The following is a 21,461-nucleotide window of genomic DNA, read 5'->3' on the forward strand; positions in this document are numbered from 1 at the left end:
CCGCTCCGGCCCCCCCCCCCGCGCCCGGCGGGGCCCGGGGGCGCGACCGGGGGGGCCCCCCCGCCCACCACCCCGCGCCGGGCCCCGCCCCCCAGGTCTCCGGGCCCTTCCTCGTACACGTACCGCTACGGCAGCTGAGCCGCCTGCGCCTGCCGCGCCTCGCGGCTCTCACGGCGGTTGCCGCGGAAGGTGTTCACCCGACGGGCCGTCGCGAAGAGGGGGATCACGGCGCCCATCACCACCTGCAGGGCACAGCCGGCCTGCAGCAGGAACTGTCCGCCCGGCGCGTCGAACGCCCAGGCGGCCAGCATCCCCATGGCTCCGACGATCCAGGCGAGCATCGCCACCGCGAGGACACCCCGCGGCTTGGGGTACTCGACCCGGCTCACCATCAGCCAGGCGACGCCGATGATCGCGAGCAGCGTCGGGATGAACGGCAGCTCGAGGAGCACGATCGAGACCACAGTGAGCGCGCCGAAGGGGCTCGGCATGCCCTGGAACATGCCGTCCTTCAGGGTCACGCAGGAGAATCTCGCCAGCCGCAGCACCACCGCGAGCAGCACCACGATCGCGGCCACCGCCGAGACCTTCTGCTGCGCGCCGGGCGTGACCATGCCGTACACGAGTACGAAGTAGGCCGGGGCCAGACCGAAGCTGATCAGGTCCGAGAGGTTGTCCAGCTCGGCGCCCATCGGGGACGAGCGCAGCTTGCGCGCCACGATGCCGTCGAACAGGTCGAAGATCGCCGCGGCGAGCATAAGGATCACGGCGGTGGCGGCGCTGTTGCGCGCCATGCCGGTCTCGGTGCTGCCCGTGAGGTGCGGGATGAGGATGCCCGTGGTGGTGAAGTACACCGCCATGAATCCACACGTGGCGTTACCGAGCGTGAGGGCGTCCGCTATGGACAGCCTCAACGACAGGGGCATCTCCTCGGCCTCTTCGGCCTCCTCCGCGTCGCCGTCGGCGACCCAGTCGGCGGCCCGGGTGTCGGGATCAATCACGGTCAATGCGAGTCACCCCCGCGGTCGTGGTCTGACCGACCTCGACGGCGACGTCGACACCTTCCGGAAGGTAGATGTCAACGCGCGACCCGAAGCGGATCAGACCGATGCGCTCGCCCTGCTCGACCTTCGTCCCCTGCGGGATGTACGGCACGATGCGGCGGGCCACGGCCCCCGCGATCTGCACCATCTCGATGTCACCGAGCTCGGTGTCGAAGTGCCAGACAACGCGCTCGTTGTTCTCGCTCTCCTTGTTGAACGCCGGGACGAACCCACCGGGGACGTGCTCCACGGACGTCACCGTGCCGGCGAGCGGCGCGCGGTTGACGTGGACGTTCAGCGGGCTCATGAAGATGGCGACCCGGGTGCGCCCGTCCTTCCACGGCATGATGCTCTGCACCACACCGTCGGCGGGGGAGATGACCCGGCCCTGAGCGATCTCGCGCTCGGGGTCGCGGAAGAACCACAGCATGCCCGCCGCCAGGGCGGTGGTGGGCACGGCGATGGCCGCGGCACGCCGAGACTTGCGCGCACGCACGAGGCTCAGCGCCGCGGTGGCGACGGTCGGCAGAAGCCACGGCGATGCTCCGCGTGCGATGCGTACGCCCTTGGGGGTGTCGCGGTGTGCAGAGGTTTGGCTGTGGGGCATGGATGACCTTCGTAGCGGATGATGCCGCACTTGCAACGGGGGACGGCGGCTTTCGGGCGATGCTATCGGTTGCGGGCCGCAACTGGGCAAGCCAGAAGCCGAGTCGGCGGCCGGAAGACGATGACAGGGTGTGATCTTCTTCGCGGCCAAACCGACCCAAATGCGACAATCAGCCCTGGAATCGGTACTCCTCGAGCAGCCTGCGCCCAATGATCATTTTCTGGATCTCGGCGGTACCTTCGCCGATGAGCAGCATCGGCGCCTCGCGGTAGAGGCGCTCGATCTCGTACTCCTTCGAGAACCCGTATCCGCCATGGATACGGAAGGCGTCCTCGACGACTTCCTTGCAGTATTCGGAGGCGAGGTACTTCGCCATCCCCGCTTCGAGGTCGTTTCGTTCCCCGGAGTCCTTTTTGCGTGCTGCATTCACCATCATGGCATGAGCGGCCTCGACCTTGGTAGCCATCTCGGCGAGCTTGAACTGAATCGCCTGGTGCTGGGCGATCGCCTTGCCGAAAGTGTGACGTTGCTGGGCATACGAGACACCCAGTTCGAAGGCACGCTGCGCGACACCACAGCCACGGGCCGCGACATTCACGCGGCCGACCTCCACGCCGTCCATCATTTGGTAAAACCCTCGGCCGGTGGTGCCGCCGAGTACCCGATTGGCCGGAATGCGCAGTCCGTCCATGATGAGTTCAGTGGTGTCGACACCCTTGTAACCCATCTTGTCGATCTTCCCGGGGATCGTGAGGCCGGGGCGGACCTCTCCGAAGCCGGGCTCCTTCTCGACGAGGAAGGTCGTCATCGACTTGTGGGGCGCCGTGCCCTCGGGGTGTCCTTCGTCACTTCGGACGAGAACGGCGACCAGCGTTGACGTTCCGCCGTTCGTCAGCCACATCTTCTGGCCGTTGAGGACGTACTCGTCGCCGTCCTTGACCGCCTTGGACGTGATCGCCGACACGTCCGAGCCGAGGCCCGGCTCCGACATCGAGAAGGCGCCACGCGTCTCGCCGGCCGCCATCCGCGGAAGGAAGTAGTCCTTCTGCTCCTGGGTGCCGTGCTGCTTCAGCATGTACGCGACGATGAAGTGCGTGTTGATGATGCCGGAGACCGACATCCAGCCGCGGGCGATCTCCTCCACGCACAGCGCGTAGGTGAGCAGCGACTCACCCAGACCCCCGTACTCCTCGGGGATCATCAGACCGAAGAGGCCGAGCTCCTTGAGCCCGTCGACGATCTGCTGGGGGTACTCGTCGCGGTGCTCCAGCTCGGTGGCGACCGGGATGATCTCCTTGTCGACGAACTCCCGGACGGTCTTGAGGATCTCCTGCTGGACGTCCGTGAGCCCGGCGGTCTGGGCGAGTCGGGCCATGGCTACTTCTCCGTCTTCTTTGCGGGCTCGATCAGCTCGGGGCGGCCGGGCTGCTCGCCGCCGCGCTCCTTGATGTACGTCTCGGTGGGGACCATCACCTTGCGGCGGAAGACGCACACGAGGGTGCCGTCCTGCTTGTAGCCCTTGGTCTCGACGTAGACGATGCCGCGGTCGTTCTTCGACTTCGACGGGGTCTTGTCGAGGACCGTGGTCTCGCCGTAGATCGTGTCGCCGTGGAAGGTCGGCGCGACGTGACGCAGCGACTCGATCTCCAGGTTGGCGATCGCCTTGCCCGAGACGTCCGGCACGGACATGCCGAGCAGCAGCGAGTAGATGTAGTTGCCGACGACGACGTTCTTCTTGAAGTCCGTCGTGTTCTCCGCGTAATTCACATCCATGTGAAGCGGGTGGTGGTTCATCGTCAGCAGACAGAAGAGGTGGTCGTCGTACTCGGTGACCGTCTTTCCGGGCCAGTGCTTGTAGACGGCGCCGATCTCGAACTCTTCGTAGGTGCGGCCGAACTGCATCGGACTCAGGCCTCCGGGATCTCGAACTTGGTGGTGCGCTCCATGCCGGCGGCGCGGCCCTTGCCGGAGATGACCAGGGCCATCTTGCGGGAGGCCTCGTCGATCATCTCGTCGCCGAGCATGGCCGAGCCCTTCTTGCCGCCGGCCTCGGAGGTGTAGTAGTCGTACGCGTCCAGGATCAGCTCGGCGTGGTCGAAGTCCTCCTGCGAGGGGGAGAAGATCTCGTTCGCGGCGGCGACCTGGTCCGGGTGGAGCACCCACTTGCCGTCGAAGCCCAGGGCCGCGGCGCGGCGGGCGACCGCCTGGTAGCCCTCGGGGTTGCGGATCTGCAGGTAGGGGCCGTCGATCGCCTGGAGGTTGTTGGCGCGGGCGGCCATCAGGATCTTCATCAGGATGTAGTGGTAGGCGTCGGCGTCGTAGCCGGGCGGCTGCTCGCCGACGACCAGGGACTTCATGTTGATGGAGGCCATGAAGTCGGCCGGACCGAAGATGATCGTCTCGACGCGCTGCGAGGCGGTCGCGATCGCGTTGACGTTGTTCAGGCCCTGGGCGTTCTCGATCTGCGCCTCGATGCCGATCTTGCCGACCTCGAAGCCCATGGTCTTCTCGATCTGCGTCAGCAGCAGGTCGAGCGCCACGATCTGCTGGGCGTCCTGGACCTTCGGCAGCATGATGCAGTCGAGGTTCTGGCCGGCGCCCTCGACGACGGTGACGACGTCACGGTACGTCCAGTGGGTCGTCCAGTCGTTGACCCGCACCACGCGCGTCTTGCCGGTCCAGTCGCCCTCGTTCAGGAACTTGACGATGGTGTGGCGGGCCTCGGGCTTCGCCAGCGGCGCGCAGGCGTCCTCCAGGTCCAGGAAGACCTGGTCGGCGGCGAGCCCCTGGGCCTTCTCCAGGAAGCGGGGGTTGGAGCCGGGGACCGCCAGGCACGAGCGACGCGGGCGGAGTCGGTTCACGGGGCTGGTCATGCGGGGACCTCCAGGGGGTCGAGCTTGTTCGCTTTCCGGATCTCGTCGACGATACGGCCGATGATCTCCGTGATACCGAAGTCCTTCGGTGTGAAGACGGCGGCCACACCCGCACGCTTCAGTTCTGCGGCGTCGGCGTTCGGGATGATCCCGCCGACGATGACCGGGACGTCGTTCGCCCCCGCCTCACGGAGACGGTCGAGGACGTCCGGGACCAGCTCGGCGTGCGAGCCGGAGAGGATCGACAGACCCACGCAGTGCACGTCCTCGGCGAGGGCCGCGTTGACGATCTGCTCGGGCGTCAGCCGGATCCCCTGGTAGACCACCTCGAAACCGGCGTCACGCGCGCGTACGGCGATCTGCTCGGCCCCGTTGGAGTGCCCGTCCAGGCCGGGCTTGCCGACCAGGAGCCGCAGCCGCCCCGCGCCCAGCTCCGCGGCCGTCCGCGCCACCTTCTCCCGTACGAGAGCCAGCGGAGTGCCCTCCTCGGCCGTCACCGCGACGGGGGCGGAGGAGACGCCCGTGGGGGCGCGGAACTCGCCGAAGACGTCCCGCAGCGCCCAGGACCACTCGCCGGTCGTGACGCCCGCACGCGCGCACTCCAGGGTGGCGGCGAAGAGGTTGCCCTCACCGGCGGCCGTCGCCTTGAGGGCCGCCAGAGACTCCTGGGCCCGGGTCTCGTCACGATCGTCGCGCCACTCGTGGAGCTTCGCGACGACCTTGGCCTCGTTGGCCGGGTCGACCGTCATGATCGCCGTGTCGAGGTCCGAGGTGAGGGGGTTCTCCTCGGTCGACTGGAAGATGTTGACGCCGACGATCTTCTCGTCGCCGGCCTCGATCCGGGCGCGCCGCTCGGCGTGCGAGGAGACCAGCTGGGACTTGAGGTAGCCGGACTCGACGGCGGCCATCGCGCCGCCCATCGCCTGGATCCGGTCGATCTCGGCCAGGCACTCCTCGACGAGCGACTCGACCTTGGCCTCGATCACGTGCGACCCGGCGAAGATGTCCTCGTACTCCAGCAGGTCGGACTCGTGGGCGAGCACCTGCTGGATACGGAGCGACCACTGCTGGTCCCAGGGGCGGGGCAGGCCGAGCGCCTCGTTCCACGCGGGCAGCTGGACGGCACGCGCGCGTGCGTCCTTGGAGAGCGTCACGGCCAGCATCTCGAGCACGATCCGCTGGACGTTGTTCTCCGGCTGGGCCTCGGTCAGACCGAGCGAGTTGACCTGCACGCCGTAACGGAACCGGCGCTGCTTGTCGTTCTCGATGCCGTACCGCTCGCGCGTGACCTTGTCCCAGATGCGGCCGAAGGCGCGCATCTTGCACATCTCCTCGATGAAGCGGACGCCCGCGTTCACGAAGAACGAGATACGGGCGACGACCTCGCCGAAGCGGTCCGCGGGGACCTGGCCGGAGTCCCGGACCGCGTCGAGCACCGCGATCGCGGTGGACATCGCGTACGAGATCTCCTGGACCGGAGTGGCCCCCGCCTCCTGCAGGTGGTAGCTGCAGATGTTGATCGGGTTCCACTTCGGGATGTTGTTCACCGTGTAGGTGATCATGTCCGTCGTGAGGCGGAGGGAGGGGCCGGGCGGGAAGACGTGCGTCCCGCGCGACAGGTACTCCTTCACGATGTCGTTCTGGGTGGTGCCCTGGAGCCGGGTGACGTCCGCGCCCTGCTCCTCGGCGACCACCTGGTAGAGCGCCAGCAGCCACATCGCCGTGGCGTTGATGGTCATCGAGGTGTTCATCTGCTCCAGGGGGATGTCCTGGAACAGCCGGCGCATGTCACCGAGGTGCGAGACCGGGACCCCGACCCGGCCGACCTCGCCGCGGGCGAGGATGTGGTCGGGGTCGTAGCCGGTCTGCGTCGGCAGGTCGAACGCGACCGAGAGGCCGGTCTGACCCTTGGCGAGGTTGCGCCGGTACAGCTCGTTGGACGCCTCGGCGGTCGAGTGACCGGCGTACGTCCGCATGAGCCACGGCCGGTCCTTCTGACGCTCAGTCATGTACGTTCCCGGGATCAGATGTTACGGAAGCGGTTGATGGCGTCGATGTGCTTCGCGCGCATCTCCGGGTTGCGGACGCCCAGGCCTTCCTCGGGGGCGAGCGCGAGGACGCCGACCTTGCCCTGGTGCAGGTTGCGGTGGACGTCGTAGGCGGCCTGCCCGGTCTCCTCCAGGGAGTAGACCTTGGAGAGCGTGGGGTGGATCTTGCCCTTGGCGATCAGGCGGTTGGCCTCCCACGCCTCGCGGTAGTTGGCGAAGTGCGAGCCGATGATCCGCTTCAGCGACATCCACAGGTAGCGGTTGTCGTACTCGTGCATGTAGCCCGAGGTGGAGGCGCAGGTGGTGATGGTGCCGCCCTTGCGGGTGACGTAGACGGAGGCGCCGAAGGTCTCGCGGCCCGGGTGCTCGAAGACGATGTCGATGTCCTCGCCGCCGGTGAGCTCACGGATGCGCTTGCCGAAGCGCTTCCACTCCTTCGGGTCCTGGGTGTGCTCGTCCTTCCAGAACTTGTAGCCCTCGGCGTTGCGGTCGATGACCGCCTCCGCGCCCATCGCCCGGCATATGTCGGCCTTCTCGGGGGAGGAGACGACACAGATCGGGTTGGCGCCGCCGGCCAGCGCGAACTGGGTGGCGTACGAGCCGAGTCCGCCGCTGGCGCCCCAGATCAGGACGTTGTCGCCCTGCTTCATGCCGGCGCCGTTGCGGGAGACCAGCTGGCGGTACGCGGTGGAGTTCACCAGACCGGGGGAGGCGGCCTCCTCCCAGCTCAGGTGGTCCGGCTTCGGCATCAGCTGGTTGGACTTGACGAGCGCGATCTCCGCCAGCCCGCCGAAGTTGGTCTCGAAGCCCCAGATGCGCTGCTCGGGGTCGAGCATCGTGTCGTTGTGGCCGTCCGAGGACTCCAGCTCGACCGAGAGGCAGTGGGCGACGACCTCGTCACCGGGGTTCCAGGCGTTGACGCCGGGGCCGGTGCGCAGCACCACGCCCGCGAGGTCGGAGCCGATGACGTGGTATGGCAGGTCGTGGCGCTTGGAGAGCTCCGACAGACGTCCGTAGCGCTCCAGGAAGTTGAAGGTGGAGACCGGCTCGAAGATCGAGGTCCACACGGAGTTGTAGTTCACGGAGCTGGCCATGACGGCGACCAGGGCCTCGCCCGGGCCGAGCTCGGGGAGCGGCACGTCGTCGAGGTGGAGCGACTTGCGCGGGTCCTTCTCGCGCGTGGTGAGACCGGTGAACATCTCGGCCTCGTCCTTGTGGACGGTCACGGCGCGGTACGACTCGGGGAGCTTGATGTTGGCGAAGTCCGAGGACGTGGAGTCCGGGGACTGAATCGCGTCCAGGATGTCCTTCACGGGGTGCCTCCGGCGGTGCGGCGTCTGAGGGGGACGCGCTGAGGGTTACGTCTTGGGTGCTGCTGTGGAGGTGTGCCGTCGGTTCGGCGGGGTGGTGCGGTGGCTGCGCCGGGTGCGGCGCTGAGGGTTGCCTGTGACGCAGGCGTCCGGGCGCACAATCGCTTGTGGGGACAGCCGACGCACGAGCTGATCTCTGCGCGCCGGCCGCCCGGACAACATCAACGTATGGCACCGCGTGTCACCTGACAAGGCACTGGGTGCCAACAATTTCACTCAGATGCAATCCCCTGGTCACACATGAGCGATGATCGATCGAGTAGGGGGTCGAAAGCGGACGAAGGCCGCCCCCGGATCAGGGGCGGCCTTCGTCGTGGGACGGGGGTCGGCGCGTCGTCAGTTCTTCCTCAGCGCCTGCTGGATCGTGCGCATGACCTCGTCCAGCGGGGCGTCCGTACGGGCCACGGCGACGACCACGTCCCCCTCCGTGGAGGCCACGGCCGCGGGGGCCGCAGGGCCCGTGGGGGCCGGCTGCGCCTGCGGAGCCACCGGTCGGGCGCCTATGCCCGTGCCGAAGGTCTCCCGGACGATCGCGAAGGCGTGGTCCAGCTGGGCCTCCACGTCGCCCTGGCCGCCCGCACGCAGCCAGCGGCGCAGCACGTGGTTGTGGGCGGTGACGACCGCGGAGGCGGCCACCTCGGCCAGCAGCGGGTCGTCGTTGCCGTCGTGGTGGTCGCGCTCGTCGAAATGGCCCAGGAGATAGCGGGTGAACAGCCGCTCGTAGCGGGCCACCGAGGCGATCTCGCGCTCCCGCAGGGTCGGTACCTCACGGGTGAGCCGGTAGCGCTCCACGGAGACCGCGGGGGACCCCGCGTACATCTTCATGACTTCCTTGATGCCCCGGCAGACCGTGTCCAGCGGGTGCTCGTGCGGCGGCGCGGCGTTCAGCACCGCCTCCGCCCGCACCAGGGTGTCGTCGTGGTCGGGGAAGATCGCCTCTTCCTTGGAGCGGAAGTGGCGGAAGAAGGTCCGGCGCGCGACCCCGGCCTGGGCGGCGATCTCGTCGACCGTCGTGGCCTCGTACCCCTTGGTGGCGAAGAGCTCCATGGCCGCCGCGGCCAGCTCGCGGCGCATCTTCAGCCGCTGCGCGGCCGCGCGGGTGCCCGCCGGGCTCTCCTGCGTGTCGGAGGAGGACGGGGACGTGGACGTGGCACGGGGTGACTTCGCGGCCTTGGACATGTCCTGAACGTACTGCATCAGCGCGGGAGTGTGCCCAGGTGGGGGAGGGTCGCCCGGGGTGCCGGAGGCGCCCCCGGGACTCAGCAACCCTCCCCAGCCCGCGTAGGGCTCAGCGTCGGGCATATTCGCGGAAGCCGCGCCCCGTCTTGCGGCCCAGGCAGCCGGCCGCCACCAGGTGCTCCAGGAGCGGCGCCGGGGCCAGGCCCGGGTCGCGGAACTCGCGGTGCAGCACCTGCTCGATGGCGAGGGAGACATCGAGGCCGACGACGTCGAGGAGCTCGAACGGACCCATCGGGTAGCCGCCGCCCAGCTTCATGGCGGCGTCGATGTCGTCCAGCGTCGCGTAGTGCTCCTGGACCATCTTGATCGCGTTGTTCAGGTACGGGAAGAGCAGCGCGTTCACGATGAAGCCGGCGCGGTCGCCGCAGTCCACCGGGTGCTTCCTGATCTTCGCCGTGACCTCGCGGACCGTGGCGTGGACGTCGTCGGCGGTCAGGACCGTACGGACGATCTCCACCAGCTTCATCGCGGGCGCCGGGTTGAAGAAGTGCATCCCGATGACGTCCTGAGGGCGCGAGGTGGCGCGGGCGCAGGCGACGACCGGCAGCGAGGAGGTCGTGGTGGCGAGCACCGCGCCCGGCTTGCAGATCTTGTCGAGCCGCGCGAACAGGTCCTGCTTGATCGCCAGGTCCTCGGCGACCGCCTCCACGGCCAGGTCGACCTCGGAGAAGGCGTCGAGCGAACCGGCCGGGGTGATCAGCGCCAGCGTCTCGTCCCGGGCCTCACCCGTCATCCGGCCCTTGTCGACCGAACGGGCGAGGGACTTCGCGATCCGGGCCTTGGCGGTGTCGGCCTTCTCCTGGGAGCGGGCGGCCAGCACGACCGTGTAGCCGGCCTTGGCGAAGACCTCGGCGATCCCGGAGGCCATCGTGCCGGAGCCGGCGACGCCCACCGAGCGGACCTCACGGCCCTCGGCGGTGGCGGCGCTCTCCAGCGGGGTGAGCGCGTCGCGGACCACGGTGGCCGAGCCCGGGGCGTCGTACGTGTAGAAGCCGCGGCCCGACTTGCGGCCCGTCAGGCCGGCCTCGCTGAGCTGCTTGAGGATCGGGGCGGGGGCATGCAGCCGGTCGCGCGACTCGCTGTACATCGCCTCCAGAACCGTGCGGGCGGTGTCGACGCCGATCAGGTCGAGCAGCGCCAGCGGGCCCATCGGCAGACCGCAGCCGAGCTTCATGGCGGCGTCGATGTCCTCGCGGGAGGCGTACTTGGCCTCGTACATGGCGGCGGCCTGGTTGAGGTAGCCGAAGAGCAGCCCGTCGGCGACGAAGCCGGGGCGGTCGCCGACGGCGACCGGCTCCTTGCCGAGGTCGTGAGCGAGGGCGGTGACGGCCTCGACGGCCTGCGGAGCGGTCAGGACGGAGGAGACGACCTCCACCAGCTTCATCGCCTGGACCGGGGTGAAGAAGTGCAGACCGAGGACGCGCTCGGGGTGCGCCGAGTCGGCGGCCAGCCGGGTCACGGAGAGCGCGTTGGTGCCGGTGGCGATGATGGCGTCGGGCCGGACGATGGCGTCCAGGGCCCGGAAGACCTCCTGCTTGGCCTCGTACGACTCGGGGACGACCTCGATCACGAGGTCGGCGTCCGCCGCGGCCTGGAGGTCGGAGAAGGTGCGGAAGCGGGCGAGGACGTCCTGCCGCTCCTCCTCCGTGATCCGCTCACGGGTCACCGCGCGGGCGGTGGAGGCCTCCAGGGCGGCGACTGCCTGGGTGGCGGCGGCTTCGCTGATGTCGATGCCGATGACCTCACGGCCGGCCCGGGCGAGGACATCGGCGATGCCGGTGCCCATCGTGCCGAGACCGATGACGGCGATGGTGGAGAGAGGGGTGTCCATCAGGGGACTCCAGGGAGGGAAGAGTGACGACTGAAGGCGGCAATGCGGGCGCGAAACGGATCGCGAACGGAAAGCGCGAGAGTTCGCGACGGAAGCGCGAAGAGATCGCGTGGAAAAAGCGACGGACTCTGTCCCGGAGTCACATCGAAAACTGCCGAACCGACAAACTCGATCTCACGACGGCTGCGTCACCAGGCCGTTGTGAGGGTGCGGGGGGTGACCCGCTCACCTGAGATTAACCGGCGAGTAACGAGCGCGCCAGTCCCCGGGAGTTCGGAAAATGTGATCTGGATCGCGGATACGCTGACGGCCATGGATATCGCCCAGGACCCCGAATTCTGCTCGATGATCGATCGATTGCGGGACGAGATCCACGACGGCGCGGAAGCCGATCGAAAGCCATTCGAAGAACTCGTCGCCACCGACGATCCCGAGGAGTTCGCCCGGGTCCTGACCGCACCCGGCCAACCCCTCTGGGCCCGCGAGATCGCCGCCTTCCGGCTCGGCCTCGCCCGCGATCCGCGCGCTTTCGAAGCCCTGGTCCTGCTCCTCAACCACCGCGACCCGGAGCGCTGCGTCTGCGCCGCCTACGCCCTGACGCGCCTCGGCGATCCGCGCACCGCGCGGGCCGCCGCCGCCCTCGCCACCAACGAACTCCGCGTCGCCTACGCCCTGTTGGCGGTCCGGCTGCTCGCCGATCTGCGCGCCCCCGAGTCCGTACCGGCCCTGGTCGCCGTCCTCGAACGGCGTCTGGCGGCCGACGACCCGCACTGGCGGGTCGGCATCGCCTGTGTCGAGGGGCTCGGCACCCTCGGCGACCCGCGCGCCCTGCCGGCGATCGAGGCCGCCCTGCCGCACCCCCGACTCGGCCGGGCGGCCGCGGAAGCGCTCGCCCGGCTCGCGGGCTAGCCCGCGTCGCTCTCCGGGACCAGGGCGAAGGCCTCGATCTCGATCAGCAGCTCAGGGCGGACCAGGGCGGCGACCTGGACCGCCGAGCTCGCGGGAAGCGGGGCCGTGCCGAACGCCTCGTCCCGGGCCGTGCGGACCGCGGGCAGGTGGGCGACGTCGGTGACGAAGTACGTCAGCTTCAGCACGTCCTCGAAGCCCGCGCCCGCCGCGGCCAGGCAGCGGCGCAGGTTCGCGAAGACCTGACGGGCCTGCGCCGCCGGGTCGTCCGCCCCGACGACGGCGCCCGAGGCGTCGAGGGAGCACTGGCCGGATATCGCGACGAACCGGCCGGTGCCCCACACGACGTGGCTGTACTGGGGGCTGGGGGCGATCCCCTCGGGAGCGGGGACGTGGGTGAGGTGCGTCGTCATGCCCGACATCCTCGCGCACCCCACTGACAGCCCCCGAGCGCGGGTCTCTCAGCGCGCGTGGCCGAGGAGACCGTGCAGGACCGTGCCGCCCGTCGTGGCGGGCCGCGCGGAGCCGTCGCGGGACGAGGCGGCCTTCAGCGGCTGTGGCTTCGGCTCCGGGAGCGTGTCACAGACCGCGTCCGCCTCCGACCGGCCGTCGCCGCGCGGCACCTGCCCCGTGGCGAGATACGTCACCAGATGCTCGTCCATGCAGCCGTTGCCGGCCAGCGTGACCCCGTGGTTCCCGCCGCCCTCCTCGACCACCAGGCTGGAGCCGCGCACCATCCGGTGCAGCGCCACACCGCCCTCGTACGGGGTCGCCGCGTCGTCCGACGCCTGGAGGATCAGCACCGGCCCCACCTCGTCGTTGGTGACGTCGGGCGGAGTGAGCGAGTCCACCGGCCAGAACGCGCACGGAGCGTTGTACCAGGCGTTGTTCCAGGTGGCGAAGGGCGCCTTGGCGTGCGCGTCCCAGTTGTCCGTACGCCAGGTGTTCCAGTCCCGCGGCCACTTGGCGTCCCGGCACTGCACGCTCGTGTAGACCGAGTAGCCGTTGTCGGCCGCCGCATCCGCCGCCCCGTAGGCCTCGTACGCCCGGGTCAGCGGGACCGCGTCCTTGTCGTTGACGTACGACGAGAACGCCGCCGCCAGGTTCGGCCAGTACCCGTCGTAGTACCCGCCCGGCAGGTAGGTGTCCTCCAGCTCACCCGGACCGACCTTGCCGCCCGCCGGGCTCTTCCCCAGCTCCTCCCGCATTCCGTACCAGGCCGCCTCCACCTCCGCCGGGTCCGTGCCCAGCTTGTACGTGGCGTTCTGGCGTGCCACCCAGGCCATGAAGTCCTTGTGGCGGGTGTCGAAGGCGTAGTCCTGCGCGATGTTGTCCTCGTACCAGACGCCCTGCGGATTGACGACGGAGTCCAGCACGAGCCGGCGCACCCGCTCCGGGTACAGCCGCGCGTACACGGCGCCGAGGTACGTGCCGTAGGAGTACCCCAGGTAGTTGAGCTGCGGCGCGCCGAGGGCCGCGCGGATCGCGTCCAGGTCCCGGGCCGTGCTCACCGTGTCGATGTACGGCAGGACGTCGCCGTGCTTCTTCCCGCAGGCCGTCGCGAACGACCGGGCCCGCTCGACGCCCGTCCGCTCGCCCTCGGCGTCGAGCGGCACGGAGTCCGGCCGCACCGGGTCGAAGTGTCCGGGCTTGCAGTCGAGCGCGGGCTCGCTCTTGCCGACCCCGCGCGGGTCGAAGCCGATGATGTCGTACTGCGCCGCCACCTTGGCGGGCAGCGAGGCGGCGACGAACCCGGCCATGCTCCGTCCGCTGCCGCCCGGTCCGCCCGGGTTGACGAGCAGCGGACCCTGGTACTCCTTGGTGTCCTTCACGGTGTGCGCGACCCGGGTCAGCGCCAGGGTGATCGACCGGCCGGCCGGGTCGTCGTGGTTCAGCGGCACCTTGAGCGTGGCGCACTGGAGCTTGGGATAGGCCTTGGTGGCGCAGTCGCTCCACAGGAGCGGTGCGATGGGGCGGGGGGTCGGTTCGGGGCGGGGCGTCGCGGACGCGGGCAGGGCGGTGACCGTCCCTGCGACCAGTGCCCCAGTGGCGATCAGCATTCCTGCGCGTGTGGTCATAAGGCGTCCGTGCCCCGATCGGTACCCGGAAGGACCTGTTCCGCTCAGAGTTGACCCGATCAGAGGATCCGTCAGAGGAAGGTGAGCTGTTCGGCGGCCCCCGCGAGCGCCGGCTCATCCGGTACGGGAATCCGGCGCGGCGCTCCCCGACGGGAGGGCCCGATGCCGAACTCGGCGGCGAATTCGTGCACCTGACGGGTGATCCGGCGCTGGTACCAGGTCGGTGCGTAGGGCCCGTCCGCGTACATCCGCTCGTACCGCCCGACCAGATGCGGGTGGTGCTGCCGCAGCCAGGTGAAGAACCACTCGCGGGCGCCCGGCCGCAGATGCAGCACGAGCGGGGTCACGGAGGTCGCGCCGGCCTCGGCGACGGCGCGCACCGTGTCGCGCAGCTGCTCGGGGCGGTCGCCGAGGAAGGGGACGACCGGGGCCATCAGCACCCCGCAGCCGATGCCGTGCTCGCCGAGCGTCCGTACGACGTCGAGGCGCCGCTGCGGGGAGGGCGTGCCGGGCTCGATCGTGCGCCACAGCTCCTGGTCGGTGAAGCCGACGGAGACGGAGATGCCGACCTCGGTCACCTCCGCCGCCTGGACGATCAGATCGAGGTCGCGCAGGATCAGCGTGCCCTTGGTGAGGATGGAGAAGGGGTTGGCGTGGTCGCGGAGGGCCGCGATGATCCCCGGCATCAGGCGGTAGCGCCCTTCGGCCCGCTGGTAACAGTCGACATTGGTGCCCATGGCGATGTGGGCGCCCTGCCAGCGGTGAGAGGCGAGCCTGCGGCGCAGCAGCTCCGGCGCGTTGATCTTCACCACGATCTGCGAGTCGAAACCGAGGCCGGTGTCCAGGTCCAGATAGCTGTGGGTCTTGCGGGCGAAGCAGTACACGCACGCATGCGTGCAGCCCCGGTACGGGTTGACCGTCCACTCGAACGGCATCCGTGAGGCGCCGGGCACCCGGTTCACGATCGAGCGGGCCCGCACCTCGTGGAAGGTGATCCCGCGGAACTCGGGCGTGTCGAACGTGCGGGTGGTGACCGCGTCCGTACCGAACAGGGCGGTCTCCGCGGCGGCGGCGGGGTTGTCGCCCAGATTGTCCCAGCGCATGGACGCCTCCTCGGTAGCCGTGTCCTCAGCCGTGCGCACAGAATAGAACACGTGTTCCCTTGATCGTCGCAACCCGGATTTGGGACGCCCGGGCCCAGGTGGTTGGCTGGGCGCCACACCCCTGAAGAACCACGTGTTGGAGGAAGTGCAATGGCGCAGGTCGAGGCCACGACGGAGCGGATCATCCAGGCGGACCCGGAAGCGGTGTTCGACGCTCTGGCCGACTACAGCGGCACGCGCGCGAAGCTGCTGCCGGAGCACTTCAGCGAGTACGAGGTGCGCGAGGGCGGCGACGGCGAGGGAACCCTCGTCCACTGGAAGCTCCAGGCCACCAGCAAGCGCGTCCGCGACTGCCTCCTGGAGGTCACCGAGCCCACCGACGGGCAGCTCGTCGAGAAGGACCGCAACTCCTCCATGGTCACCACCTGGACCGTCACGCCCGCGGGTGAGGGGCAGTCCAGGGCCGTCGTCTCCACCGTGTGGAACGGCGCCGGCGGCATCGGCGGATTCTTCGAGAAGACCTTCGCGCCCAAGGGGCTCGGCCGCATCTACGACGCCGTTCTGGCCAAGCTGGCCACCGAGGTGGAGAAGTAACGCCTCGTCGGTCACCGATTCGAGTGGTTTCCCCGCCGCCCCCGCAAGAGCGCCCCGTGCGCCGAGGGGGCGCGGGGGCTTTCGTAAACGCGCTGATGAGCGCCCCAAGTGCCACCCCGTGCAGGGCTGTTCGGCACCTCTGACCCCATCGGCCCCTCGTGCCGTCCGACTTGCTCCCGCTTCGCGCCCAATGCGAAGAATGGCGCGGCGCTGACGTCGTGACGAGGGGAGCAGCACGTGGGTGCGATCACGCTGGCGAAGGACGACGTACCGCTCGTCGAGGACGGTCCGCCCTCCGACCAGCCCCCGCCCGCCGACGGGGAAGCCGCTCTCGACCCCCGTCGAGTCCGGCTCGTCTTCTTCGGCCTCATGCTCGCTCTGCTCCTCGCCGCACTGGAGCAGATGATCGTCGCCACCGCTCTGCCGAAGATCGTCGGTGAACTCCAGGGCCTGGACCGGATGTCCTGGACGATCACCGCCTATCTCCTCACCGCCACCATCGGCCTGCCGATCTACGGAAAGCTCGGCGATCTCTTCGGCCGCAAGGGCGTCTTCCTCTTCGCCATCGTGGTCTTCGTCATCGGCTCCGCCCTGGCCGGCTGGTCCAGGTCCATGGACGAGCTCATCGCCTTCCGGGCCGTCCAGGGCGTCGGCGCGGGCGGCCTGATGATCGGCGTCCAGGCGATCATCGCGGATATCGTCCCCGCCCGGGAACGCGGCCGCTACATGGGTCTCATCGGTGCGGCCTTCGGCCTCGCCTCCGTCGCCGGCCCGCTCCTCGGCGGCTTCTTCACCGACCATGTCTCCTGGCGCTGGTGCTTCTACTTCAACGTCCCCTTCGGGCTCGTCACCCTCGCCGTCGTCGCCGTGGTGCTCAAGCTCCCCAGGCCGAGGACCCGGGCCCGGCTCGACGTCCTCGGCTCGGTCCTGCTCGCCGCCGCCTCCACCTGCCTGGTGCTGCTCACCAGTTGGGGCGGGACCGAGTACGCCTGGGACTCCGAGGTCGTCATCGGCCTCGGCTGCGGAGCCGCCGCAACCACCCTGCTCTTCCTCGTCGTCGAGCACTTCGCCCCCGAACCCCTCATTCCCCTGCGGCTGTTCCGGGACTCGGTCTTCACGGTCACGAGCCTCGTCGGCGCGGTGGTCGGCATCGCGCTCTTCGGCGCCGCCAGCTATCTGCCGACCTTCCTCCAGATGGTCGAGGGCGCCACCGCCACCGAGTCCGGCCTCCTCATGCTGCCGCTGATGGGCGGGATCGTGATCGCCTCTGTCGTCTCGGGCCAGCTCATCACCCGCACCGGCCGCTACAGGATCTACCCGGTCCTCGGCGGCGCCGTCTCCGTCGTCGGCATGTGGCTGCTCTCCCGGATGGAGACGGACACCCCGCGCCTGCACCACAGCGTCTGGCAGGCCGTCCTCGGCCTCGGCATCGGCCTGGTCATGCCCGTCCTGATCCTGGCCGTGCAGAACTCCGTACGCCCCACCGACCTCGGCACCGCCACCAGCGCTCACAACTACTTCCGCCAGATCGGCGGCAGCGTCGGCGCCGCCGTCTTCGGCACCCTCTTCGCCTCACGGCTCGACGACGCCCTCGCCGACTCCCTGCCCCGCACGGCGGGGACCCCGCTGCCCGCCGCCGAATCGATCACTCCGCAGGCGGTGCACGCCCTGCCGCCCGCGCTGCGCGACGCCTACATCCAGGCGTACGCGGACGCGATGCCGCGGATCTTCCTCTACCTCGTGCCGGTCCTCGTGCTCGGCGTCGTCCTCGCCTTCTTCCTCAAGGAGAAACCGCTGGTGTCCCACCACACCCCCACCACCGAGGCCCCCACCGCCGTCCCCCGGGCCCGTGCGTCGGCCGCCCCCGCCGCAGCCGCGTACACCGCCGGCCTCCCGGTCTGCGGAACCGTCCAGCACCACGACGGCAGCCGTGTCCCGCGCGCGGCCCTCACTCTCATCGACGTCCAGGGGCAGCAGATCGGCCGCGGCGGCAGCGGCGAGGACGGGCGCTACGCGCTCAGCGTCCCGGGCCCCGGCTCGTACGTCCTGATCGCGGCGGCCGGTGGACACCAGCCACAGGCCGTCTCCGTCACCGTCGGCGAGCGGCCGGTGGAGCTCGACGTGGTGCTCGGCGGCGCGGGCCGGCTGGCCGGCACCGTGGTGACCGCCGACGGAACTCCCGTACGGGACGCGGCGGTCACCCTCACCGATGTGCGCGGCGACGTCGTCGCCTCCACCCGCAGCGGGCGCGAGGGCGGCTACGTCATCTCGGAGCTGGTGGCCGGCGAGTACACACTGGCCGCCAGTGCCCCCGCCTTCCGGCCCGCCGCGCTGCCGGTGAGCGTGCAGGCCTCCCGCGAGACCCGCCAGGACATCGAGCTGGCGGGCGGCGCGATGCTGCGCGGGACGGTGCGCGCGGGCGGCGGCCGGCCGGTCGAGGACGCGCGGGTGACGCTCCTCGACGCGGCCGGCAACGTGGTCGACACCCTGACCACGGGCCCCGACGGCACCTTCCGTTTCGTGGACCTGTCCTCGGGGGAGTACACGGTGATCGCGGCCGGCTATCCGCCGGTCGCCACCGTGCTCCAGGTCGCGGGCGGCGGACGCACCGAACGCGACCTCCAGCTCGGCCACGAGGACTGAACGGGGTCAGGAGGAGGCGTCGGTCGCCTTGCGCAGCGCGCTGATGCAGCTGCCGATCGCCTCCTGAAGGGCTTCGAGGCGCTGGAGCATGTCGTCCTCGAGGACGTCCTCCTCCAGGACCTCGTCGAGGGTCAGCTCCTCGAAGACCTTCGTGGCCTTCTGCAGGCTGTTGTAGAACTTCGTACGCCGCTCCTGGACGCGCAGCGCCGGGTCCGCCTCGACGGCCTCGGCGACCATGCCCTTCACCGCTTCGTAGGCCTCGCCGGCCCACTCGCCCGTCTCCTCGGAGTCGTCGAGCTCGTCGATGAGGGAGAGGTGCCGCTCCGCCTCGGCGCGTACCGCGGCGGGCGCCTCCACGGTCTGCCCGGCGGGGGTGCGGACCTGGCCCTTCTCGACGATCTGCCGGACGTAGCCGATCCGGTCGGCCGCCTTGGCCTCGCCCGCGACGGCCTTCTTCAGCTCGTCGGTGCGGGCGATGGCCCGGGCCATCCCGGTCTGCAGCGCCGGGTCATCCTTCATCCGGTCGAGCAGCGCGCCGCGCGCCGCCTCGGCCGTGCCCGGGTCGGCGAGGATCGCGGCACGCAGCGCGGTCGGGTTCTCCGCGACCTCCAGCGCCTTCGTCGGCCGGATGCCCTCGGCCTCCGCCGCGGCGGTGATCGCATGCCCGCGCACCGAGGAGGCGCTGGAGCGGGAGGAGTAGTACGACAGCCAGACGTCGGCCTCCGGGAGCTCGATGTCCTCGCCGGGCACCAGCGCCTCGAACTGCGGGACGAGCCCGTCGTCGGCGGCCATGTCCCAGGCCTTGTAGTAGCGCATGACCCGCTCGGGGGAGCACTCGGCCAGCTCGGCGAAGGCCTTCGCCGACACCTTGGGGGAGTCCTGCGCCGCCTGCCCGCCCGGTCGCACGCTCCGGGCCACCTTCAACGCGAACGCCCAGCCGCCGGTACGGGCGTAGACCCCGAACTCCCGGGCGTCCCGGACGACCGCGTCGGGCACGTCCTGGACGACGAAGTCGGTCGCCTCGGCATCGGGAGCCTGTGCGGCTTCGGCTTCGGAAGGGGCGATCACGGTGGTCACCGAGAGGTCTCCTGACGGTCGGGGAGCGGGAACTGCGCCCGCAAGCCTATACGCGCCTGTTGACGGGGTATCGCCCGAATTCGATATTGAAACGATCGGTCCAATACCTGCTACGGTTCCTCCATGGCACGCCCGAGGACGTTCGACGAGGCGCGCGCCCTGGACGCCGCGATGCACCTGTTCTGGGAGAAGGGCTACGAAGCCACCTCCACTCAGGACCTGTGCGAGGCGACCGGCCTGGGTCGCAGCAGCATCTACAACACCTTCGTGAGCAAGCACGAGCTGTTCCTCCGGGCGCTCGCGCGCTACACCGAGATGACCACGAGCGGTCAGCTCGCGCTCCTGGAGGACGAGACCGTCTCGCCCGTCGACCGTCTGAAGGGCGTCATGGCGTCGGTCGTCGAGATCGAGGAGACCCATCGGCGGGCCGGCGTCGGCATCGGCTGCCTCGGTGTCAACAGCACGGTCGAACTCTCCGGGCGCGACCCCCAGGCGGCCGCGCTCCTCGGACGGGACCAGGAGCGCCGGCTCGCCGCGCTCGCGGCGGCCATCGCCGCCGGCCAGAGCGCCGGAGCGTTCTCGCGGGCCCGTCGGGCCGACGAGCTCGCGCGCTTCTTCAACGCCGCCGTCGCCGGGATGCGCGTCTCCGCGCAGAACGGCGCGGACCGCGCCGTCATCGAGTCCATCGCCGCCATCGCGCTGGACGCCCTGACCGTCTGACCTCCCGAGCGCCAAGCCTTCTCCGTGGTCGAGCGCCCCGCCGTGGGTGCGCGCGCCCTGATTTCGTACTGATCAGTCCAAAACTACTCCCGAGCAACGAAGGACGTGAACCACGTGCCACGCGCCGTGTACGTACTGGCCATCGGCATCTTCGCCATGGTCACCAGCGAGTTCGTCGTCGCGGGTCTCATGCCGCAGATGGCGGCCGGACTCGACGCGACCATTCCCCGGATCGGCTACCTCATCACCGCCTTCGCCGTCGCCATGGCGGTCGGCGGCCCCTTCCTCACCGTCGCGGTGCTGAAGCTGCGCCCCAAGCCCGCACTCCTCGTGCTCTTCGGCGTCTTCCTGACGGGCAATCTGCTGGCCGCGACCGCCACCTCGTACGGCGCGATGGTCGTCGCCCGCGTCATCACCGGCGTCGCCGCCCAGGCGTTCTTCGGCGTGGCCATCTCGGTCTGCTCCGCGCTGACCCGGGAGGAGGTCCGCGGCCGCGCCATCGCCGTGGCGATGAACGGACTCATGCTCGGCACGCTGCTCGGGCTGCCGATGGCGACCTTCATCGGCGGGCACATGGGCTGGCGCGCCGCGTTCTGGGCCATCACCGCGCTGACCGTGCTCGCCGCCGCGGCGGTGGTCGTGGGCGTCCCGCGCATGGATCGGCCCGGCGTCGCCGGCGCGTCCTTCCGTGACGAGGTCCGGGTCTTGCGCAGGCCGCGTCTGTGGCTGGTGCTCACCACCAGCACCCTCATCATCGGCGCGACCTTCTCCGCCTTCAGCTACTTCAACCCGATCCTCACCGAGGTGACCGGCTTCGAGGAGGGGACCGTACCGGTGCTGCTCATCGCCTACGGCGCCGCCACGGTGATCGGCAACACGATCGTCGGCCGCCTCGCGGACCGTCGTACCGTCGGGGTGCAGGTCGCGGGACTCGCCCTCAACGTCCTGTTCCTGACCGGCTTCGCCCTGCTGGCCGATGTCGGCGCGGCCGCCGTGATCCTCATGACGGGCATCGGTCTGGTGGGCGTCACCATGAACCCGGCCATGGTCACCCGCGTCCAGCGGGCCGGCAACGCGGGCCCGCTGGTGAACACCGTGCACTCCTCGTTCATCACCCTCGGCATCATCATCGGTTCCTCCGTCGGGGGGATACTCGTCGATACCTACGGGCTCCGCTCGCCACTCTGGCTCGGCGCCGCGCTGGCGGCCCTCGGCCTGCTGTCGCTCCTGCCCGAGTCGGGCCGTCGCCGCAGCCCCGTAGAGGTCTAGACCACTAAACCTTCCCGAGGTCCTGGCCTGGCCCTTCCCCGGGGCGTAACGTGACGCCGC

18 protein-coding genes are annotated in these 21,461 nt (G+C 69.9%); 5 read left to right on the forward strand and 13 right to left on the reverse strand.

What is annotated here, in order from left to right; translation table 11 throughout:
• Positions 1–125 precede the first annotated feature (125 nt).
• From pssA to ACFVZW_RS08130, 9 genes are all read right to left on the reverse strand, one after another.
• Entirely contained in the window at positions 126–1,001 is an 876-nt protein-coding gene (gene pssA, locus ACFVZW_RS08090) for a CDP-diacylglycerol--serine O-phosphatidyltransferase (protein WP_362356067.1), read from the reverse strand.
• Positions 994–1,650 carry a phosphatidylserine decarboxylase gene (locus tag ACFVZW_RS08095; protein WP_376430642.1) on the reverse strand — a complete coding sequence of 219 codons (657 nt, stop codon included), beginning with the start codon at positions 1,648–1,650 and terminating at the stop codon, positions 994–996. Before ACFVZW_RS08095 ends, pssA begins: the two co-directional genes overlap by 8 nt.
• Positions 1,651–1,819: 169 nt before the next feature.
• Complete coding sequence (locus tag ACFVZW_RS08100) at positions 1,820–3,025, reverse strand: acyl-CoA dehydrogenase family protein (RefSeq protein ID WP_329114005.1); 1,206 nt, start codon at positions 3,023–3,025, stop codon at positions 1,820–1,822.
• A 2-nt stretch (positions 3,026–3,027) separates the two neighbouring features.
• Positions 3,028–3,552: a MaoC family dehydratase gene (locus tag ACFVZW_RS08105; protein ID WP_383552890.1), complete on the reverse strand. Its 525-nt coding sequence runs from the start codon at positions 3,550–3,552 to the stop codon at positions 3,028–3,030.
• A gap of 5 nt (positions 3,553–3,557) precedes the next feature.
• A complete protein-coding gene (locus ACFVZW_RS08110; protein ID WP_260226713.1) occupies positions 3,558–4,523 on the reverse strand; it encodes a CoA ester lyase in 966 nt (321 codons plus the stop codon).
• Complete coding sequence (locus ACFVZW_RS08115) at positions 4,520–6,532, reverse strand: protein meaA (protein ID WP_384518415.1); 2,013 nt, start codon at positions 6,530–6,532, stop codon at positions 4,520–4,522. The genes ACFVZW_RS08110 and ACFVZW_RS08115 overlap by 4 nt, the downstream gene beginning before the upstream one ends.
• A 14-nt stretch (positions 6,533–6,546) precedes the next feature.
• The gene (ccrA, locus tag ACFVZW_RS08120; RefSeq protein WP_384518418.1) at positions 6,547–7,884 is read right to left on the reverse strand and encodes a crotonyl-CoA carboxylase/reductase; all 1,338 of its coding nucleotides are present in this window, start codon (positions 7,882–7,884) and stop codon (positions 6,547–6,549) included.
• A gap of 393 nt (positions 7,885–8,277) precedes the next feature.
• Positions 8,278–9,120 (reverse strand): TetR family transcriptional regulator, encoded by an 843-nt coding sequence (locus ACFVZW_RS08125; protein ID WP_384518420.1) that lies wholly within the window; start codon positions 9,118–9,120, stop codon positions 8,278–8,280.
• Between the two features lie 109 nt (positions 9,121–9,229).
• The gene (locus tag ACFVZW_RS08130) at positions 9,230–11,011 is read right to left on the reverse strand and encodes a 3-hydroxyacyl-CoA dehydrogenase family protein (protein ID WP_384518423.1); all 1,782 of its coding nucleotides are present in this window, start codon (positions 11,009–11,011) and stop codon (positions 9,230–9,232) included.
• Positions 11,012–11,323: 312 nt separating this feature from the next.
• On the opposite strand from ACFVZW_RS08130, the gene ACFVZW_RS08135 reads away from it, so the two are divergent.
• Positions 11,324–11,920, forward strand: a complete 597-nt coding sequence (locus ACFVZW_RS08135; RefSeq protein ID WP_384518426.1) for a HEAT repeat domain-containing protein — start codon at positions 11,324–11,326, stop codon at positions 11,918–11,920.
• Here ACFVZW_RS08135 and ACFVZW_RS08140 read toward each other — a convergent pair.
• The 3 genes from ACFVZW_RS08140 to ACFVZW_RS08150 form a co-directional block, all read right to left on the reverse strand.
• Positions 11,917–12,330 (reverse strand): RidA family protein, encoded by a 414-nt coding sequence (locus ACFVZW_RS08140; RefSeq protein ID WP_384518430.1) that lies wholly within the window; start codon positions 12,328–12,330, stop codon positions 11,917–11,919. The two genes, ACFVZW_RS08135 and ACFVZW_RS08140, sit on opposite strands and share 4 nt — an antisense overlap.
• A 48-nt stretch (positions 12,331–12,378) precedes the next feature.
• Positions 12,379–13,995 carry an alpha/beta hydrolase gene (locus ACFVZW_RS08145; RefSeq protein WP_384518432.1) on the reverse strand — a complete coding sequence of 539 codons (1,617 nt, stop codon included), beginning with the start codon at positions 13,993–13,995 and terminating at the stop codon, positions 12,379–12,381.
• Between the two features lie 71 nt (positions 13,996–14,066).
• Entirely contained in the window at positions 14,067–15,098 is a 1,032-nt protein-coding gene (locus ACFVZW_RS08150; RefSeq protein ID WP_384518435.1) for an Rv2578c family radical SAM protein, read from the reverse strand.
• Positions 15,099–15,248: 150 nt separating this feature from the next.
• Here ACFVZW_RS08150 and ACFVZW_RS08155 point away from each other — a divergent pair, with 150 nt between their 5' ends.
• Together ACFVZW_RS08155 and ACFVZW_RS08160 are read left to right on the forward strand one after the other, a co-directional pair.
• The gene (locus ACFVZW_RS08155) at positions 15,249–15,692 is read left to right on the forward strand and encodes an SRPBCC family protein (RefSeq protein ID WP_384518438.1); all 444 of its coding nucleotides are present in this window, start codon (positions 15,249–15,251) and stop codon (positions 15,690–15,692) included.
• Between the two features lie 237 nt (positions 15,693–15,929).
• Entirely contained in the window at positions 15,930–18,335 is a 2,406-nt protein-coding gene (locus ACFVZW_RS08160) for an MFS transporter (RefSeq protein WP_384518441.1), read from the forward strand.
• Positions 18,336–18,341: 6 nt separating this feature from the next.
• Here ACFVZW_RS08160 and ACFVZW_RS08165 read toward each other — a convergent pair whose 3' ends face one another.
• The gene (locus tag ACFVZW_RS08165; RefSeq protein WP_384518443.1) at positions 18,342–19,412 is read right to left on the reverse strand and encodes a hypothetical protein; all 1,071 of its coding nucleotides are present in this window, start codon (positions 19,410–19,412) and stop codon (positions 18,342–18,344) included.
• Between the two features lie 123 nt (positions 19,413–19,535).
• On the opposite strand from ACFVZW_RS08165, the gene ACFVZW_RS08170 reads away from it, so the two are divergent.
• Together ACFVZW_RS08170 and ACFVZW_RS08175 are read left to right on the forward strand one after the other, a co-directional pair.
• Positions 19,536–20,132, forward strand: a complete 597-nt coding sequence (locus ACFVZW_RS08170; protein WP_384518446.1) for a TetR/AcrR family transcriptional regulator — start codon at positions 19,536–19,538, stop codon at positions 20,130–20,132.
• 114 nt (positions 20,133–20,246) lie between these two features.
• Complete coding sequence (locus ACFVZW_RS08175; protein WP_384518449.1) at positions 20,247–21,401, forward strand: MFS transporter; 1,155 nt, start codon at positions 20,247–20,249, stop codon at positions 21,399–21,401.
• Positions 21,402–21,461: the final 60 nt, after the last annotated feature.

The sequence above is a fragment of the Streptomyces sp. NPDC059567 genome, from assembly GCF_042735655.1.
Classification (GTDB): domain Bacteria; phylum Actinomycetota; class Actinomycetes; order Streptomycetales; family Streptomycetaceae; genus Streptomyces.

Excerpts from the sequence above, each read along its gene's own strand:
- ACFVZW_RS08170 (WP_384518446.1), top strand. The coding sequence starts at position 19,536 with ATGGCACGCCCGAGGACGTTCGACGAGGCGCGCGCCCTGGACGCCGCG.
- ACFVZW_RS08130 (WP_384518423.1), bottom strand. The coding sequence starts at position 11,011 with ATGGACACCCCTCTCTCCACCATCGCCGTCATCGGTCTCGGCACGATG.
- ACFVZW_RS08135 (WP_384518426.1), top strand. The coding sequence starts at position 11,324 with ATGGATATCGCCCAGGACCCCGAATTCTGCTCGATGATCGATCGATTG.
- ACFVZW_RS08105 (WP_383552890.1), bottom strand. The coding sequence starts at position 3,552 with ATGCAGTTCGGCCGCACCTACGAAGAGTTCGAGATCGGCGCCGTCTAC.
- ACFVZW_RS08115 (WP_384518415.1), bottom strand. The coding sequence starts at position 6,532 with ATGACTGAGCGTCAGAAGGACCGGCCGTGGCTCATGCGGACGTACGCC.
- ACFVZW_RS08100 (WP_329114005.1), bottom strand. The coding sequence starts at position 3,025 with ATGGCCCGACTCGCCCAGACCGCCGGGCTCACGGACGTCCAGCAGGAG.
- ACFVZW_RS08140 (WP_384518430.1), bottom strand. The coding sequence starts at position 12,330 with ATGACGACGCACCTCACCCACGTCCCCGCTCCCGAGGGGATCGCCCCC.
- ACFVZW_RS08125 (WP_384518420.1), bottom strand. The coding sequence starts at position 9,120 with ATGTCCAAGGCCGCGAAGTCACCCCGTGCCACGTCCACGTCCCCGTCC.
- ACFVZW_RS08110 (WP_260226713.1), bottom strand. The coding sequence starts at position 4,523 with ATGACCAGCCCCGTGAACCGACTCCGCCCGCGTCGCTCGTGCCTGGCG.
- ACFVZW_RS08095 (WP_376430642.1), bottom strand. The coding sequence starts at position 1,650 with ATGCCCCACAGCCAAACCTCTGCACACCGCGACACCCCCAAGGGCGTA.
- ACFVZW_RS08155 (WP_384518438.1), top strand. The coding sequence starts at position 15,249 with ATGGCGCAGGTCGAGGCCACGACGGAGCGGATCATCCAGGCGGACCCG.
- ACFVZW_RS08145 (WP_384518432.1), bottom strand. The coding sequence starts at position 13,995 with ATGACCACACGCGCAGGAATGCTGATCGCCACTGGGGCACTGGTCGCA.
- ACFVZW_RS08150 (WP_384518435.1), bottom strand. The coding sequence starts at position 15,098 with ATGCGCTGGGACAATCTGGGCGACAACCCCGCCGCCGCCGCGGAGACC.